This window comes from Microcoleus sp. B9-D4, assembly GCF_036705105.1.
GTDB lineage: Bacteria > Cyanobacteriota > Cyanobacteriia > Cyanobacteriales > Microcoleaceae > Microcoleus.
In genome coordinates, this window is sequence record NZ_JAUBTS010000010.1 from 75,448 (window position 1) to 91,965 (window position 16,518).

At 44.6% G+C, this 16,518-nt stretch carries 14 protein-coding genes; 10 read left to right on the forward strand and 4 right to left on the reverse strand.

Annotated elements, in window-relative coordinates:
- Nucleotides 1–105: 105 nt before the first annotated feature.
- Complete coding sequence (locus tag QUB24_RS08750) at nucleotides 106–4,305, forward strand: HEAT repeat domain-containing protein (RefSeq protein ID WP_333152500.1); 4,200 nt, start codon at nucleotides 106–108, stop codon at nucleotides 4,303–4,305.
- A 24-nt stretch (nucleotides 4,306–4,329) separates the two neighbouring features.
- On the opposite strand, the gene QUB24_RS08755 is transcribed toward QUB24_RS08750, so the two are convergent.
- From QUB24_RS08755 to typA, 3 genes are all read right to left on the reverse strand, one after another.
- The gene (locus QUB24_RS08755; protein WP_333152501.1) at nucleotides 4,330–4,869 is read right to left on the reverse strand and encodes a hypothetical protein; all 540 of its coding nucleotides are present in this window, start codon (nucleotides 4,867–4,869) and stop codon (nucleotides 4,330–4,332) included.
- On the reverse strand, nucleotides 4,870–5,067 hold the full coding sequence (locus QUB24_RS08760; RefSeq protein ID WP_333152503.1) for a hypothetical protein: 198 nt from the start codon (nucleotides 5,065–5,067) through the stop codon (nucleotides 4,870–4,872). It lies immediately after the preceding gene.
- A gap of 112 nt (nucleotides 5,068–5,179) precedes the next feature.
- Nucleotides 5,180–6,970, reverse strand: coding sequence for a translational GTPase TypA (typA, locus tag QUB24_RS08765; RefSeq protein ID WP_333152505.1), 1,791 nt, complete (start codon nucleotides 6,968–6,970; stop codon nucleotides 5,180–5,182).
- A gap of 265 nt (nucleotides 6,971–7,235) precedes the next feature.
- On the opposite strand from typA, the gene QUB24_RS08770 reads away from it, so the two are divergent.
- The 7 genes from QUB24_RS08770 to QUB24_RS08800 all read left to right on the forward strand — a co-directional run bounded on the left by QUB24_RS08770 (nucleotide 7,236) and on the right by QUB24_RS08800 (nucleotide 13,819).
- Nucleotides 7,236–9,323, forward strand: coding sequence for a hypothetical protein (locus QUB24_RS08770; protein WP_333152507.1), 2,088 nt, complete (start codon nucleotides 7,236–7,238; stop codon nucleotides 9,321–9,323).
- Nucleotides 9,324–9,394: 71 nt separating this feature from the next.
- Nucleotides 9,395–9,766: a transcriptional regulator gene (locus QUB24_RS08775; RefSeq protein ID WP_333152509.1), complete on the forward strand. Its 372-nt coding sequence runs from the start codon at nucleotides 9,395–9,397 to the stop codon at nucleotides 9,764–9,766.
- A gap of 36 nt (nucleotides 9,767–9,802) precedes the next feature.
- Nucleotides 9,803–9,985: a helix-turn-helix transcriptional regulator gene (locus QUB24_RS08780; RefSeq protein ID WP_333152511.1), complete on the forward strand. Its 183-nt coding sequence runs from the start codon at nucleotides 9,803–9,805 to the stop codon at nucleotides 9,983–9,985.
- Nucleotides 9,986–10,210: 225 nt separating this feature from the next.
- A complete protein-coding gene (locus QUB24_RS08785) occupies nucleotides 10,211–11,044 on the forward strand; it encodes a M15 family metallopeptidase (protein WP_333152513.1) in 834 nt (277 codons plus the stop codon).
- 218 nt (nucleotides 11,045–11,262) lie between these two features.
- Entirely contained in the window at nucleotides 11,263–11,841 is a 579-nt protein-coding gene (gene coaD, locus QUB24_RS08790; protein ID WP_333152515.1) for a pantetheine-phosphate adenylyltransferase, read from the forward strand.
- Nucleotides 11,724–12,410 (forward strand): DivIVA domain-containing protein, encoded by a 687-nt coding sequence (locus tag QUB24_RS08795; protein ID WP_333152517.1) that lies wholly within the window; start codon nucleotides 11,724–11,726, stop codon nucleotides 12,408–12,410. Before coaD ends, QUB24_RS08795 begins: the two co-directional genes overlap by 118 nt.
- A gap of 356 nt (nucleotides 12,411–12,766) precedes the next feature.
- Nucleotides 12,767–13,819, forward strand: a complete 1,053-nt coding sequence (locus QUB24_RS08800) for an acyltransferase (RefSeq protein ID WP_333152519.1) — start codon at nucleotides 12,767–12,769, stop codon at nucleotides 13,817–13,819.
- A 14-nt stretch (nucleotides 13,820–13,833) separates the two neighbouring features.
- Here the strand turns inward: QUB24_RS08800 and QUB24_RS08805 are convergent, their stop codons facing one another.
- Complete coding sequence (locus tag QUB24_RS08805) at nucleotides 13,834–14,580, reverse strand: TIGR04283 family arsenosugar biosynthesis glycosyltransferase (protein WP_333152521.1); 747 nt, start codon at nucleotides 14,578–14,580, stop codon at nucleotides 13,834–13,836.
- A 167-nt stretch (nucleotides 14,581–14,747) separates the two neighbouring features.
- Here QUB24_RS08805 and ubiG point away from each other — a divergent pair, with 167 nt between their 5' ends.
- Complete coding sequence (gene ubiG / locus QUB24_RS08810) at nucleotides 14,748–15,593, forward strand: bifunctional 2-polyprenyl-6-hydroxyphenol methylase/3-demethylubiquinol 3-O-methyltransferase UbiG (RefSeq protein ID WP_333152523.1); 846 nt, start codon at nucleotides 14,748–14,750, stop codon at nucleotides 15,591–15,593.
- 500 nt (nucleotides 15,594–16,093) lie between these two features.
- Nucleotides 16,094–16,420 carry a cupin domain-containing protein gene (locus QUB24_RS08815; protein WP_333140865.1) on the forward strand — a complete coding sequence of 109 codons (327 nt, stop codon included), beginning with the start codon at nucleotides 16,094–16,096 and terminating at the stop codon, nucleotides 16,418–16,420.
- Nucleotides 16,421–16,518: the final 98 nt, after the last annotated feature.

The following is a 16,518-nucleotide window of genomic DNA, read 5'->3' on the forward strand; positions in this document are numbered from 1 at the left end:
ATTCACCTCGTTTTGTGCTTATGAGGTAAATTGTTTTTTTGGGCTTTTGCCCAATCAAGCAAAAACCAAAAATTCTGAAACCTTTGTATAATCGGGGTTAAGCGCTTGGGCAAACCAACTGGTTTGGGCAAACTTGCCCAAGCGACGATGAATTTTATTCAAAAGGTAGCGATGGCACGAAAATACGGGAAAAACGCCACCACAAAAAACAACGTTTTCAAACTGGTTGAGGCCTTACTCGCCCTCGCGGATGAGGAAATTGCCGTGCCGGAGGATAAGCTGAAAGCTACGTTTAACCTGGAATGGGTACAAAATGGAAAGGAGTTGCGGGTATCCGGGAAAATTCAGCAAAAATGCAACAAACAAACCAAAATCGTTGACAAAGGAATCACTAAAGAAGATTTATGGACGTTGGTGGAATGTTTCGGAAAAGCGTTAGAACTCTCTCAACCCAAGGATGAAAAGAATGTCGATAACGCCCAGAGAAGAGGAGAGGCAATCCAAGATGTTTTGGACTGTCTGAAAGACTTAGGTATACTTGTCCTTGAACCTAGTGCAAGAAATCAAGGTTTTTGGAAATTTTCCCTCAAACTAGATCATCAAACAAAGCCTAAAAAAAATTTAGAAGTAATTGAGAAGCAATGGCAGGATAAAATTGGCTCTGTCACAGTCGAAAAAGCTGAAAATTCTGGAGGTGCAAAAAAGTCCCTAAACTGGCAAGAAATCTGCCGCCAAAACCTCGCCCAACAACAGCAACTCACCACCAATCCCTTTACCAACGCCAACGGGATGACTCCGCAACTGGATGGGGTTTATGTTCCCTTAGCCATTGTTGAACGCCAAAAACCCAAACCTCAGCCTGGGAATCAGCAGGAAGAAAAGGAAAAAGAAACAGAAAAACTGATTCCCATTGCTGAAGAACGCTTTTTTGAGGATGTGTTGCGACAAGGGAAAAGCGACATCAGTCAAGGGCGAAAAATTGCGATTATTGGCGAACCGGGTGCGGGGAAAACCACGCGGTTGCAGAAGATTGCCGATTGGATTTTAGAGCAAGATTTGGGGTTGCCGATTTGGATAGATTTAGCTGAATTAGGGGAGCAAGATATCTGTCAGTATTTGGAAAAAGTGTGGTTGTTTCGGTGTCAAGGAGAAGTGACGCGCGGTGATTTAGAAGCACAAATTAATCGGGTTTGGTTGTTGCTGGATGGTGTGGATGAAATGGCGCACACTCAAGGAATACAGCAGTTGGCGAAAGACTTATTAAGGTCATGGGTGCAGGCGGCGCGGGTGGTGGTGACTTGTCGGGTGAATGTTTGGGAGGCGGATAAAAATGCTTTTTCGGGGTTTGATGTGTTTCGCAATTTGGAGTTTAATGCGGAACAAGTTACGGAGTATATTCGCCGTTGGTTTGCGGGGATGGGGGATGCTGCGACGGGGGAAAGTTTGGAGGCGGAATTAGGAGAGTCGGAGAATTCCCGTCTGAAGGAGTTGATTCAAAATCCGTTGCGGTTGTGGATGTTGTGTCAAATTTGGAGTTCGAGACAGGGAACTTTACCGGATACTCAGGCAAAATTATATGCCAGTTTTATTAAGTATATCTATCGCTGGAAAGAGCAGTTTATCAAAAGCTATGCAAAGCTATGTGGCAAAACTCTGAGTAAGTGTCAGAAACTCCAAAAACTCTTACATGAAGGGTTAGGAGAATTAGCAAAAGCTGCAATTGATGGGAAATCCAGTCGTTTTCGTTTGTCCTATCGGTTAGTGAGTGAGTATTTAGGAGAACGCAGTGATGAAACGTCTTTATTATCATTAGCGTTATCTCTAGGATGGTTGAATCGGGTAGGCATCGATTTTGATGAACCGGAAGAATATGTCTATGCGTTTTATCATGCGACGTTTCAGGAGTATTTTGCGGCGTTGGCGGTGGATGATTGGGATTATTTTTTACCTCGGAATCATGTTGATTTTCCGGTGGTGGGGAAGGAATATCGGATTTTTGCAGCGCAGTGGAAGCAGGTGATTTTGCTGTGGTTGGGGCTGGAGGGTGTGAATCGGAAGCAGAAGGAGGAGTTTATTGAGGCATTGATTGGGTTTGAGGATGGGTGCAATGAATTTTATCGATTTCGATCCTATTTTCTAGCTGCTGCGGGGATAGCTGAGTTTAAAGATTGTTCGGGGGTTCAGGAAATAGTAGCAAAAATCATTAAGTGGAGTTGCGGTTGTTTCAATATTGAAAAACAAAAATGGCAGACATTTCTCAATCCTATTGAAGAGGAAGCAAGATCAGCACTGTTACAGACTAACTATAGTATAGCTGTCAACCAACTCATTGATTTACTGAAAACGACTGAACAGGACTATGCCATTCGGACAGTCGGTGAGATATTGGGTGAAATTGGAACAGGAAATCCAGAGGCTATCGCTGCTTTAATCGGAATTCTCTCAGTAACTACTGATGGGTATACCATTTGGAAAGTCGTTTATAGTTTGGGTGAAATTGCAACAGGCAACTCAGATGCGATCGCTACTTTAATCAAAATTCTCTTAGTGACTGATCATAGGAATGATTCGAATATCCTCTGGAGTATCCTTTACAGTTTGGGTAAAATTGCCACAGGAAACCCAGAGGCGATTGCTACTTTAATCGAAATTCTCTTAGTGACTAATGAGTTTACCCGTAGGATAGTCGCTGAGAGTTTGGGTAAAATTGCAATAGGCAACGCAGAGGTGATCGTTGCTTTACTCAAAATTATTTCAGTGACTAATGATGAGGATATGCGTCAGAGTGTAGCGAACACTTTGGCTAGAGTTGACCCAGGCAATCCAGAGGCGATAGCTACTTTAATCGAAATTCTATCAACTACTAATGATGAGGATATTCGTAAGAATGTCGCTTGCAATTTACGTGGAATTTACCCAGTAAACCCAGATGTAATCGATGCTTTAATCGGAATTATGTCAGCGACTACTGATTGGCATACTCGTGCTGTTGTCGCTGACAGTTTGGGTGAAATTGCGACCGGCAACCCTGAGACTATCACTACTTTACTCAAAATTATGTCAGTGACTAATCATAAGGAGACCCGTGAGAAAGTCGCTAATATTTTGGGTAAAATTGCGACAGGCAACCCAGAGGCAATAGCTGCTTTAATTGAATTTATATCAGCAACTAATGATAATTTGAGCCGTTGGATTGTCGCTGACAGTTTGGGTAAAATTGCGATAGGCAACCCAAAGGCAAGCGCTGCTTTAACGGAAATTATGTCAGCCACTAATGATGAGCGTACCCGTGGGAAAGTCGCTGAAAGTTTGTGGAAAATTGACCCAGGCAACCAAAAGACGATTGCTGCTTTAATCGAAATTCTCTCAGCGACTACTGATAAGGATATCCTTCAGATAGTCGCTAAAAGTTTATGTGAAATTGACCCAGGCAACCCAAAGGTGATCACTGCTTTAATCGGAATTCTCTCACCTACTACTGATGATGATACCCGTTGTAGAGTTGCTGAAAGTTTAGGTGAAATTGCCACAGGCAACCCAGAGGCCACTACTGCTTTAATCGAAATTATGTCAACGACTAATGATCGGGATACCCGTTGGGAAGTCGCTGACATTTTGAAAAAAATTGTGCAAAATGACCAAATACCTTCTGTTGTCTCAGCGTTGCAACACTTTCTGTCCGATACGACTCATGAAACCAATTTTGACCTCTACAAAGACTGCTTTCAAATCCTCTGGAACTGCGCCCAAAATCTGCCTTACCCAACTTTCTATCAAGCATGGCACCATCAACTCACCACACCCCATCCAGAAGTCCCAGAAACAACAGGAGTCGGTTCTACCCCCTTCACCCAAAGCCTCAATTTAGCAGATTTACCCAACATCCTTGATGCCAGACTTGCAGACACACAATTAATCGAATCCGTACAGCTAATTTGCATCGATACCAGCAAATTCATCGACACAGATAACCCCGCCCTCGACATCTACGAACAATTCCTCGACCAAAACTGTCCCCAACGCCCCAACAGCGAACCCGAAACCCTCCCCCAACTCAAATCCTACTGGAATCGACTCCGCCGCGACAGCGACAAACACCTCATCCTCATCTTTTACCAAGACCCCACATCCCCCGCCGCCCAAGGTTTGAGCCCTACTTTGCTCAATGCCCTTACCCGCTTCGACGGTACTCTCTGTCTCATCACCGACACACCTCATCCACCCCTGCAAACCTTCTCCTCCCATAACCCCGATTTACTTCAAACTATAATGAGTTGGCTACAACACACTATTTTAGAGGCATAAAGCCATCCTCAATTTAATTTAATATCAATAACCTTCGTGAATTGATTTACATTCCCAAAAAAATCCAGGCCCAACCGTCAAAACTTGTTCTGTTGGCATGAACAATTCCCAATATGGAAGTCCAGAATCATCTTGCAAATCTGGCTGTAAAATTAGTTGGTAATCACCCTCAAAAACTAGAGTGAGACTAATATTATGAGCATAAATCACAAAATCAATCAATTCTTTATTTTCCAATTGCTGCAAAACTTTTTTGACAGCATCTATTTCTACCTCATCTATTTCTAGCTCATCTATATCTACTGGCAAGGAAGAAGTTAAAATGCGATCGCCTTGCTTGAAAACCCAAGGTGTTGCCCTTGTGCCAAATTGCCAACTACCTTTGCATAGATGTGCTAATTTTGGGTGAGTATAGGCAGACATCTCACCGAAATCTAGCCGTAATTCATCCCCATAACTAAATATAACCTGATGACAAATTTCTCCGATTATCGGTTTAGTAATGACTGAAATAATTTGCTCGATATTTGGCTTCTGATTAGCAATGGATGTTTGAATAGCCATTTAAATATCCTCTAAAAATTCTTTTGCTTTCTGGCGGAGTTCTTCATAAGTAAAATCGCCTCTACGGTTTAAAGTTCCACCATAACCATTTTTCTTTTCTTCCTCAATGAATAAACCAAAAGCAATCCTTAATTCACCTCCCATCTTAAACTCCTTAGCGATCGCATCAACCTGTTTAATATCGCGTTTTCTACCCATCAATACATAGAACCAGAATTATTCAAAATTTAGCGTATATCGATCTATATCTTTAATCAATAGTTTGAAGTTGACACTAAGGGCTGGCAAAATTGCCAGCCCTAGACTGTTTTTAGCGTTTGACCAACTTCTTAGAAACCTTCCGCAAACGAATAGATTGTGGTGTTACTTCCACCAATTCATCCTGGCCGATGTATTCCAAAGCGCGCTCCAAACTCATATCGACTGGTGCTTGCAATTGCGCCAATTCTTCACCACCAGATGCGCGGTGGTTTGTCAACTGCTTCGACTTGCAAATATTCAGCTCCATGTCTTCATCTCGGTTGTTTTCTCCGATAATCATCCCTCTGTAAACCTTGGTTCCGGGGGTAATGAAAAATACGCCGCGGTCTTCAGCATTTTTCAGTGAATAAGTAGTTGCAACTCCTTCTTCAAAGGAAATCAATACTCCGTTGCGACGGGCGACAATTTCTCCACCGAGGGGGCGATAGTCGAGGAAGCTGTGGTTCATAATTCCAGCGCCGCGAGTCAAGCGCATGAACTCGCCTCGGAATCCAATCAAACCGCGAGCGGGGACTGAAAATTCGATTTGGGTGCGACCGGTGCTGCTGACGTGCATATCTTGCATTTCTGCTTTCCGCTGACCGAGGCGTTCGATGCAGCCGCCGACTGCTTCTTCGGGTACGTCTAACACCAAACATTCAAAGGGTTCGCAGGGACGACCGCCGATTTCGCGGTAGATTACTTGCGGTTGAGATACTTGGAATTCGTATCCTTCGCGACGCATATTTTCGATCAGGATTCCGAGGTGGAGTTCGCCACGGCCGGATACGAGGAATTTGTCGGGAGATTCGGTTTCTTCGACGCGCAAGGCGACGTTGGTTTGGAGTTCTCGCATTAGCCGATCGCGAATTTGACGCGATGTTACCAAACTACCTTCTTGACCGCAGAACGGCGAATCATTCACAGAGAAAGTCATCTGCAAAGTTGGTTCGTCTACTTTGATTAAAGGTAGCGCTTGCGGGTCGTTGGGACAGGTAATTGTCTCGCCAATATACGCATCAGCAAAACCGGCAACGGCGACAATATTACCAGCAGAAGATTCTGGGATATCAATCCGCTTCAGGCCTTCAAAGCCCATCAATTTGGTAATTTTTGATTTGACAATCGCGCCGCTTTCTGTGATTAAGACTGCTTGTTGGCCGATTCTAATCGTGCCGTTGTGGATGCGGCCGATGACGATGCGACCGACGTATTCTGAGTAATCTAAGGTGGTTACTTGCAGTTGTAGTGGCTTGTTGGGGTCGCCTACAGGGGGTGGTACGTGGTCGAGGATTTCTTCAAAGAGGGGCTTCATATCTACCCCTTCGTCTTCGAGGTGTTTTTTGGCGTAACCGCTTAAGCCGGAACCGAAGAGATAGGGAAATTCGCACTGATCGTCGTCAGCACCTAGTTCGAGGAACAGATCCAAAACTTTATCGACGGCTTTGTGGGGGTCTGCTCGCTCGCGATCGATCTTATTCACAAAGACGATCGGGCGCAGTCCTTTTTCGAGGGCTTTTTTGAGCACGAAGCGCGTTTGCGGCATCGGGCCTTCGTTGGCGTCTACGATCAGCAGACAGCCGTCAACCATGCCGAGAACTCGTTCGACTTCTCCGCCGAAGTCCGCGTGTCCGGGGGTATCGACGATGTTGATCAGGGTTTCTCCGTACCTGACGGCGGTGTTTTTAGAAAGGATGGTAATGCCACGTTCGCGCTCGATGTCGTTGGAGTCCATGACGCAATCTGGGATTTCTTCCCCTTCGCGGAAGATCCCGGACTGTCTGAGGAGAGCGTCCACAAGGGTGGTTTTGCCGTGATCGACGTGAGCAATGATGGCGACGTTGCGAATGGGAAGACTCATAATGCGTCTGGAACGTTAAACGGATCTAACTAAAGATTTCTTAATAATTGTAGCGCATGAAGTCAAGGGCCGATCGAGCAATCTGCGGGATTGGCCTCTTGCCTGACTTACTGAGATCCGCCTTGGCGAAACTTGAGTTATAATAAGCACCAGTGTCTGCCAATCGCGATTGCGGTAGCTCAGCAGCGCTATAGAGCTGATACGCTGATATGTAAAGCATTTAACTTCAGCTACGCAGGGTCTTTATATCCAGGAGTTAAAAAAAGTGGTAACAATTATAACCAGAGCCGACGATTCGCGGTTTCAACAAGGGCAAATCACCTATCAAGGCAGATATTTAGATGAAATAGTAGCGTTGTTCCCTAATTTCCCAGCTATCACTCTTGACTCTATTGAAGATGTAATAGGTATTTATTGGAAAAAAGAGGAGAATATTCGGAAAGCTAAACAACTCAGAGTAAGTTCGTTTTATCGAACAGACTCGCAAGTAATCATTCGGTTTTCTGTTGTAGCTGATTTAAATATTACGTCGGGGGATTTTTACAAACGTCTTCGGGGACAAATGATCGGGGCAGGAGCGCTCGAAAAAGGTGCTTATTTACCTTTCTGCTGTGTGCTAGATAGCGAACAAATGAGAGCTTTAATGAAACTACCTAATCCCGGTAATTCAACTCTAAAAAATGAAATTAAATTGTTGAAAACTCGAAGTGATTGGGGCGGTATATATAACATAATTTCCCCCCTAGATGGTCTCAGTCAGCATCCCCTATGGACAGATGCCGAAATGTTGAGCGAAGTCGGATTTGCCTGTGGGAAGTTAGCAGAGGTTTCGGTAGAAGATATTCCTAGAAAAGAGCCAGAAAAGACTGAATTTTTAAATTGCAAGAGTAAGTATCGCCGTGAAGCGGAAATGCTGCGCCAGCGGTGTGTCGAATTAATGCCGAATAATCCTACTTATTTAGCAAATATAGCATATTTACACTATCAGAATGCGATGGAACTAAAAACACCTAGAAATAGGCGTGATGGAAAACTTCGACAAGAGGCAGAGCGAGCGATCAAATACTACGATATGGCAATTTCCCTAGATCCTAATCGCATCAAAGACCACTACCGAAAGGGGTATTTACTTGCAGAAGTCCTACCTAACACCTATTGGAAAGAGCGAAATTTAGAACTTGCAAAACAAAAACGTCTAGAAGGAATTGAATCTTTCGAGAAAGCTCTCCAAATTTGGGAATCACTAGATCCTAGCAATCCACAGCAAAACCGAGAGCGTAGCCGTTGTCGCAAAGAATATATCAAGTCGCTATACAGCATCGGATCTGCCTACTATCAAATGATTGTCAATGAGTGGGACAAAGCAGTTTTTGCATTGAGATTGCGTCACAATATTCGTGAGGAAGATTGTATTACTTACGTTCCCAAAGATTTAGAAAATGCTAACAATGCGTGGCGATATTTTTATAAGTGTTGGGAATGTGACAGGCCGGAGGGTGAATCTGCCACAACTGCAATAAATGGTGTCTGTGAGGGTGTTGATAAGTTGTATTCTCTCGGCAAAACGGCATTTGTTCAATACTGGATTTTGAGCGGTTACGGTCAGTTAGACAAACCAGAAGCTATTGATTATCGCGACCAAGCGGAAAAGTATTTAGTTCAGTCGCTAAACTTGCCTCGTTCTCAGGAAAAGCAAAGGCAAAAAAAAGATTACATCGCTGAAAGGCTGGCAAGACTTTATATCACAAAAGAAGAGTATGCAAAGGCTATTAAAATTATTGAAAAGTACCGAAATTGTAAATTAGACTCCTATGTAATTCATACTTTCTCTATGGCATTAATATTGTCAGGTAGATCGGAGCAAGCAGGAAAAGAATTACAAGAAGCGCTAAAGGACAAAGGAAATTTAGATAAAACAACTTCTAAGTTTTTAATGGGTTGCTCTTTTTTGGGATCTGGTAAATTCGACCTGGCAAATCAAGTATTTCAGGAACTCAAACAGGAAAAAGAAAAAGATATATTTCTGATTGGAGAAGCATTTGCTGTGGCAAAGTTGAACAGAACAGCAGATGCGATCGAGTGTCTGAGGCAAGCTAATGAAATGAATCCTTGGCGGCTCTCTGTAGGTAAAAGTTTGGAGCAATTGTCAAAGGGAAAGGTTCGCGCGGTGAAGCCCTCTAGATCGCAAAGGGCATCAGATGTGGAAAGCTGTAGGGACGTAGATGTGTACGATCGCAAAGGTCAGGGTTTCGACGAAGGTGAAGTTAGAGCGGCAAGGGAGGCTGTTTTTGGCTATGATAGCGATGAAACAGACGAGACTTTTGAAGAATATTTAGATACTCATGGATATTAGTAGATTCAATTTCCTTAACTCCGTCAAGGCTTGCAATCCTTAAGATTCCGAAGAATACAGGAGTCGAGAAAATGCCTAAAAGCGTACCTTACCATCCCTTGAAAATTAAATTTCTCCAATACCCCTTATTTGCTGTGGCTTACCTCACAGAGATATTTGAGGAAGAATCAGGAGATTTGGAATTAGGAATCATGCTCAAAGCACTTAGCAATGTATTTGAGGCTCTTGGGGAACCAATTATGTCAGATGAGGAGGCCTCATTGCATCTGGAAAAATTAGATGTTTTGCTGTCGCATCATGGAAGCGCGACAATTTATGCTTTGGCTAATTGGCTGAAGGTTTTGGGATTGAAGTTAACGGTTGCGGTTGATGAAGGGGAGAAAGGGGAAGACGAAGGTTGTGTTAGTGATGTTGCAGAATTAGCTGAGGTTGGTAAGGTTTGATTTGGGTCGATCGAGCTTTAAGCTACTAATTAGACATTGACGGCGCTCGAAGCCCGATCGCTAAAGGAAGTAGCCGATCGCTCTGGAGTATCCTACAATACTGTTAAAAGTTATGCCCGATCGCCCGGTATGGCAATGGCTGACATCGGTGCTCTGCTAAAATTGGCGCGGACGTTTGATGTGTCGATCGAAGAATTGTTAGATTTTGTGGAACAGTAACAAATTACACTTAAAATAAACCAGCGCTACCAGCGCCAACCAGTTCGGCCTCGCAGGGACGATCGACTGTGGGCCCAAGCAACAGATTCGAGAGTTGGCGGATGGGACGGGGCGAAGTGTGAAAGAGATGATATATTCTCAGCGGCAATTGTAGCTGTTCGATCGCCCAAATCGGTCTACAATTTGTAACGTTGAGCCTTATTGAAGTGCAGGAGTGGAGCTGGCTTGGATAACGCTAGTCTGTCAAGAAAACCCCCGCAAGCCTCGGAGCTTGTCGCCGACGAAATTCCAGAAGCAGTGCGAGATCACCCATACCCAGAAGCAGGGCAGAGTCAGTCTAAGAAAAAAGGGCTGATTTGGAAACTGCTAGGGTTGGCCGCCTTAGCCTTTGGGGTCAGCATCTGGCTGCACCTCAACTTTAACTTGTTCCCAGCCACCAGTCAGGCAGAGCAAACTCAACAAGACTCAGCGCCCACCAGTTCCGCGTCTCCGTCTGTCGCGAGTCCAGCTACCACCCCCAAAGCCACCGCCCCCGGCATCCCAGAAAACCTGCTGGGACACTTGCCGTACCCAGAAGCACCAGCAAAAGACTTGGTAAGCGTCACCTCCGACGGTAGCGTCAAACTCCGCACCTCAGCAGCAGCAAAATATCAGGAAATGGTCAACGCCGCAGCGGCATCAGGCATCTATTTCGCTCCCATATCCGGCTTTCGCTCCCTGCAAGACCAACAGCACGTATTTTTTGACGTGAAAGCCGAACGCAGGCAAAACGCCAGCAAGCGAGCCGAAGTCAGCGCCCCACCAGGTTACAGCGAACACCACACCGGTTATGCGATCGACATCGGCGACGGCAGCGCCCCCGAACACAACCTCAGCCCCAGTTTTGAAAATACCGAAGCATTCAAGTGGTTAGAAGCCAACGCCGTCGCCTTCAGCTTTGAAATGTCCTTCCCCAAAAACAATCGCCAAGGCGTCAGTTACGAGCCTTGGCATTGGCGGTTTGTGGGCGACAAGCAAAGCCTCGAAACTTTCTACAAAGCTCATTCCATGAAAAAGTAGAGGGAAGAAGGAAGAAGGAAGAGGGAAGAAGGAAGAAGGAAGAGGGAAGAAGGAAGAAGGAAGAAGGAAGAAGGAAGATTTTCCACATCTCCGGCTTTGCCACTCTCCCACTCTCCCACAGCCCCACTCTCCCACTCCCCCACTCCTCCACTCCCCCACTCCTCCACTCCCCCACTCCTCCACTCCCCCACTCCCCCTCACTCCGTTGAGCCAAACTCGTGATTGCAATCTATCCAGGCAGCTTTGACCCCATTACCTTCGGTCACGCAGACATTATCGAGCGGGGATCTAGACTATTCGATCGGGTAATTGTTACCGTAGTCAGAAACCCCAGCAAAACCCCTCTGTTCACCGTAGAGGAACGGATCGAGCAGATCCTGCGCTCTACCCAACACTTGCCAAATGTAGAAGTAGACAGTTTTGAGGGTTTGACAGTAAACTATGCTAAGATTCGACAAGCCAAAGTGCTGCTGCGGGGGCTCCGGGTATTAACAGATTTTGAAATGGAACTCCAGATGGCCCACACCAATAAAACCCTTCTGGGTGAAATTGAAACAGTTTTTTTGGCAACTTCTAACGAGTACAGCTTTTTAAGTAGTAGTGTAGTTAAAGAAATAGCCAAGTTTGGTGGCTCCGTAGATCATCTTGTTCCGAAACACGTCGCCCTAGATATTTACAAATGTTACGCCAGCAGGAACCAACTCGCATCGAACCCGATAGTACCGGACGCGGCACTGAGAACGAATCACCTCAGAACACAGCCACCTTCGGAGATCCCACCCGAACCGCAGGAGTAGACATCCAGCGGGAATTGAATCGGCTTGAGGAAATTGTTCTCGACAGCCCGCGAATTCCCATGACCAGACGCACTCTGGTGGATGAAGAACAGTTGCTCGATCAGTTAGACTTGGTGAGGCTAAATTTGCCGATCGCCTTTCAGGAAGCCGAGACGATCATCCGGCACAAGGACGACTTGCTTCAAGAGGCAGAACTTTACGCTCAGGAAGTGATAGAAGCAGCAGAACAGCGAGCTGCAGAAATTTTAAACGATATGGGCCTGCTTCAGCAGGCGAAGATAGAGGCAGATCAGTTGCGGCAGCAAGTTTTGCTCGACTGCGAGGCAATTCAGCAGGCGACGCTGGCGGAAGTCGAACAAATTCGCTACCAGGCTCAAGAGGAATTGGAAGAGATGAGAGTCAGGGCGATGGCTGAATGCGAGGAAATTCAAAACGGAGCCGATGATTATGCCGACCAAGTGCTCGATAATATCGAGCACAAGTTGAGCGATATGCTGCGCGTGATCCGCAACGGGCGCGAGCAGTTGGATAGTGTTTCTGCGTCGCACATCCATCACAACAACGGTTAGCCAACAGTGAACTCATTGCTTGAACATTTCTAAAAGTCTACCTAATTTAGGTAGATTTTTTTTCGCAATAGTCTCTATAGTCTTTATTCCTCAGTCCCAGCACTAGGTGACTTATTTTTTGCAGAGATAAGTTTTGTGAAGATAGGAGCAAATATAACCTTTTATGCTATTTTAATCCTCATACCAAATCCGGCTTAAAGACCCCCTTTATCTCTTAGTCCCCCTTTGCTGGGACGAAAGTTTGACTCTATGCAGCGGTTTCAACCGCCGAATGATAAAAGGGGTAGCAAACGGGGATTTGGTATCAGACAAAAAATTCCTAACTTGATTCAAATTTTGACAATCTAATTATTACCATGCAAAAAGTTTCTAATCGGTTCGCTGAATTTGATTTGATCCGAGCTTTAGCCATCGTCAGTGTTGTGATTACTCATGCTGGGTTCTTCGCATTTCGCGATCGCAGAATTCTATTTGTCGCGATCGATACATTTCAACTATTTTGCGTACCTGCATTTTTACTGTTGAGCGGTTTTTTTCTCACCAACAAACTGGAAAATCAAAATAATCCCGCACTGGTAGTCAAAAAAAGACTGTCCAAAATTATACCCCCTTATCTGTTTTGGTCAGTAGCTTTGTACATCTTAAATAATTTGGGAGAACTCCAAAAATTTGATTTACTTTCATTACTCAGAGATATCTTGACGGGTTCAGTGATGCCTCCCTATTACTTCATCGTTGTGATTATTCAATGCTACGGCTGGTGGTGGCTTCTCGTGAAATTAAGATTCTTAGAACCCCGAAAAGTTTTGGCTTTGGGCTTAACAATTCAAGCAATTTTTACAATTTTCTTCTACTTAACCGCTTTCAAATATATATCAATACCTCTACCTTTGATGGAGCGCTGGATTTTCAGTTGGATTTTGCCATTTTCAACAGGTCTATTTTTGGGCAGCTCGTATGACAGAATTCAACCCGTTCTCGAACGGAAAAAAATGCCAATTTTAGGGGCAACAATCCTTTTTTATCTAGCGAGCATTTGGGAATATTACCTGATAAGTGGAGTTAATTCGGAGGGATGGTTTCTCCGCTCGTTTTTTAAACTATCTGCTCAAGGATACGCAATTTTGTTCGTATTATCTATCCTCGCATTTTCTAAGAGTATCGCACTTCCCAGTAGAGTATCTGGGTTAGTCAAAATATTGGCTGCTTACTCATTCCCTATATATCTCCTGGATTCGACAGTAGTGAAATATGTGTTGTTAGTGTTTTATAAGTTTATTGACCCGGTAAATCCCCTGCTGAAGCTCGGCTTTTTAGTTACGGGGACTTTGTTAGGTTGTTTGGCGATTATTTATCTGTTGGAAAAAGTTTTGCCAAAAAATTACAGGTCGTACATTTTGGGAATTTAATCAAATTTTCGGTTTCAGCGGATGTCTTCATAAAACTGCTGGAGATACCTTGGGGAAACGCCAAAACCCCACAAAAAACCAATCGCAAGATAGATCGCAATTGCTTTAAATTCGCCCCAATTCGCCACTCGTCGATCGCTACTTTCCACTACCCGATTGACTAACTTAAGTCTCCCGCGTCGCACTAACTTCAAACACAAATCTGCTTCCTCCATAATTGGCAGCGCAGCATCGAAACCCTCGCATTCCCAAAAATCGGTACGGCGACAAAAAATAACTTGGTCGCCAAACAGCAGGCGCAATCCTTGGAAAAATAAATGAGGTCGAAATAACAGCGGCGCGTAATAAGTTTTCAGGTAATTGTGGAGAGAAAAACCCCATCTTGTTTGCTGCGAACCAGCCATCAGGGAGATAAACCCGCCGCCGGCAATTTCGGCATCGGACAATGTTTTCTGGATGACTGCTACAATGTCGTCGGGAACTAAAGTATCGGCGTGGAGAAAGCACAGAATTTCACCCGTGGCGACTTGAGCACCTAAGTTCATTTGCACGGAACGTCCGGCTGTACTGCTAGAAATAACGCGGGTGGCGGCGGAAAGTGCGATCGCCACTGTTTCGTCTTGACTGCCGCCGTCTACCACCAACACTTCCCAAGCGGGAGGATTAAGGATGCTGAGTTGGCGGAGGGTGCGTTCCAGACAAGTCGCTTCGTTGATGGCTGGGATGATAATAGAAACGCGATCCATCTGGTTAAAATTCATAACAAAAGTATTATATAGCAACCGCCAAGATGGTTAGGATACTTCTGGTCACTAAGCGTAGCGTCGCCCGCTCGCGTAGTCGAAGGGTCGAAGTGTCCATATAGCCTTGGCGACTGCTATAATGATAAATTGTGGCGATGTAAGTTATTCTAAGTAGGAAATAACCCGTGCTAAAAACTGAAGTAAAAAATGACTTAGAATTTTACGACGAAAATGCAGATAATTGGTGGGACGAAAAATCTAAAATCTATGCTCTTTACCACCTAAATAAACCCAGATTTGAGTTTTTCGACAGACACGCGACTAATTGGCAAGGGCTGAAAACCTTAGATGTCGGGTGCGGGGGCGGCTTTTCTTGCGAGTTTATGGCCGAGAGAGGTGCTATTGTTTCTGGAATAGATCGATCGGAGAAATGTATTGTAGCCGCTCAAAATCACGCAGTTACCAGCGGTTTTGAGATTGACTACAGGCAAGGTTTTGCCGAAAATATGCCCTACGATGACAATACCTTTGATGTGGTAATTTGCGTGGATGTTTTAGAACACGTTGCTGATTACAAACAAGTTGTGTCTGAGGTTCACAGAATTCTGAAGCCCGGAGGATTGTTCTTTTTTGATACAATTAATCGAACTTTTTCGTCGCAAGTTGTGATGATTGGGCTGATGGAAAATATCTTGCAGGAAATTAGGCGCGGTGTTCACGATTGGGACAAGTTTATTACGCCGGAGGAACTGTCTGTGGTGATGGGCGATACTGGTTTTGGTAATATCGAAATTAAAGGTTTTGATATGTTTGGCGAGATTGGCGCTCTTTTAGCCCAGATGAATGGTTTTTGGGGAAATTTGATGAGTGGGAAGCAGCTATTTCCAGATGCTGGTGTGATGAAACAAGCATCTCAAACATTAACCTCGAATTTCGGTAATTATGTTGATTACAAAAAATCTGGGTTGTTTAAAATCCAAATTAATGAGGATACTTCGATTATGTATGTGGGCGTAGGGGCGAAGAATTAGTCGGTTAATTGTTGATTGTTGATTGTTGACTGTTAACTGTTGTCATTAGGGGCGAGTTTGAGACGGATTTGGGCGATCGACAAATCCGGCTCAAACCCGCCTCTATTGCATTTTTTAGGGTACGCACGCAGCGGTACACCTTATCCTGTTGAGTGCAATACACATATTCCGTAGGCACTGCGCCCTATCCTTACTGTATTGCGGGCAATTGAGAATTGCTATATTGGCGATCGTGCTACAAATGTAATTTAAAGAATTAATTGCAAATAATTACTAACTATTTTTTAAGTTAAGCCCTTGCGTCGCGCTGTCTTAGCGTCCACAAACAGCGCTCCGTGTGAATTTGGGGCTGCTTGTGCTGAGTGTAAACCTAGTATGACAGCATTATGTAACAAATCTTAATGATTTACTCTTGACAATTTATCTAAATTGCATGGTAGCTTATTGAATATTAATTGCAATAAGTGCCGGAAGTTAACAGTACCTGGAGGTCAATCACCGTGACAGCAGCAATAGTTTCCGCATCCGCCGATCGAATCAGCGACGGACAACCCGCCGACAGCCAAAAACTGATGAGTTTGGGTAAAAATTCCGAAATACCTGACCTCGATAACTCCAAAGATGTAACCCTCGCCGTCTTAGAAGGAGGGGGAACTCTCACGGTGTGCGATCGAACAGTCACTTTAAAACCCGGAGTATTTGTGTTTGTACCCGCAGGGATCCCGCGCAGTCTAAAAGTACAAACGACGCTGAATCTGTTACTAATTGACTGCGAAGCAGACCCCGACATGAGCGAGTCAGCTTGGTTGATGAATTTTCAAATTTAACCCAATGAAAAAACAGTGTCCTTGCTGTCTTGACTCCCTGATTTCTCAGGTGCGCCACAATCGCGTCTACTGTTTTTGCATGAATTGCAGGCAGGAAA

Bases quoted from the DNA above. Each gene is read 5' to 3' on its own strand.
- QUB24_RS08755 (WP_333152501.1), bottom strand. From the start codon at position 4,869: ATGGCTATTCAAACATCCATTGCTAATCAGAAGCCAAATATCGAGCAA.
- QUB24_RS08760 (WP_333152503.1), bottom strand. From the start codon at position 5,067: ATGGGTAGAAAACGCGATATTAAACAGGTTGATGCGATCGCTAAGGAG.
- typA (WP_333152505.1), bottom strand. From the start codon at position 6,970: ATGAGTCTTCCCATTCGCAACGTCGCCATCATTGCTCACGTCGATCAC.
- QUB24_RS08775 (WP_333152509.1), top strand. From the start codon at position 9,395: ATGCCTAAAAGCGTACCTTACCATCCCTTGAAAATTAAATTTCTCCAA.
- QUB24_RS08795 (WP_333152517.1), top strand. From the start codon at position 11,724: ATGTTACGCCAGCAGGAACCAACTCGCATCGAACCCGATAGTACCGGA.
- QUB24_RS08800 (WP_333152519.1), top strand. From the start codon at position 12,767: ATGCAAAAAGTTTCTAATCGGTTCGCTGAATTTGATTTGATCCGAGCT.
- QUB24_RS08805 (WP_333152521.1), bottom strand. From the start codon at position 14,580: ATGAATTTTAACCAGATGGATCGCGTTTCTATTATCATCCCAGCCATC.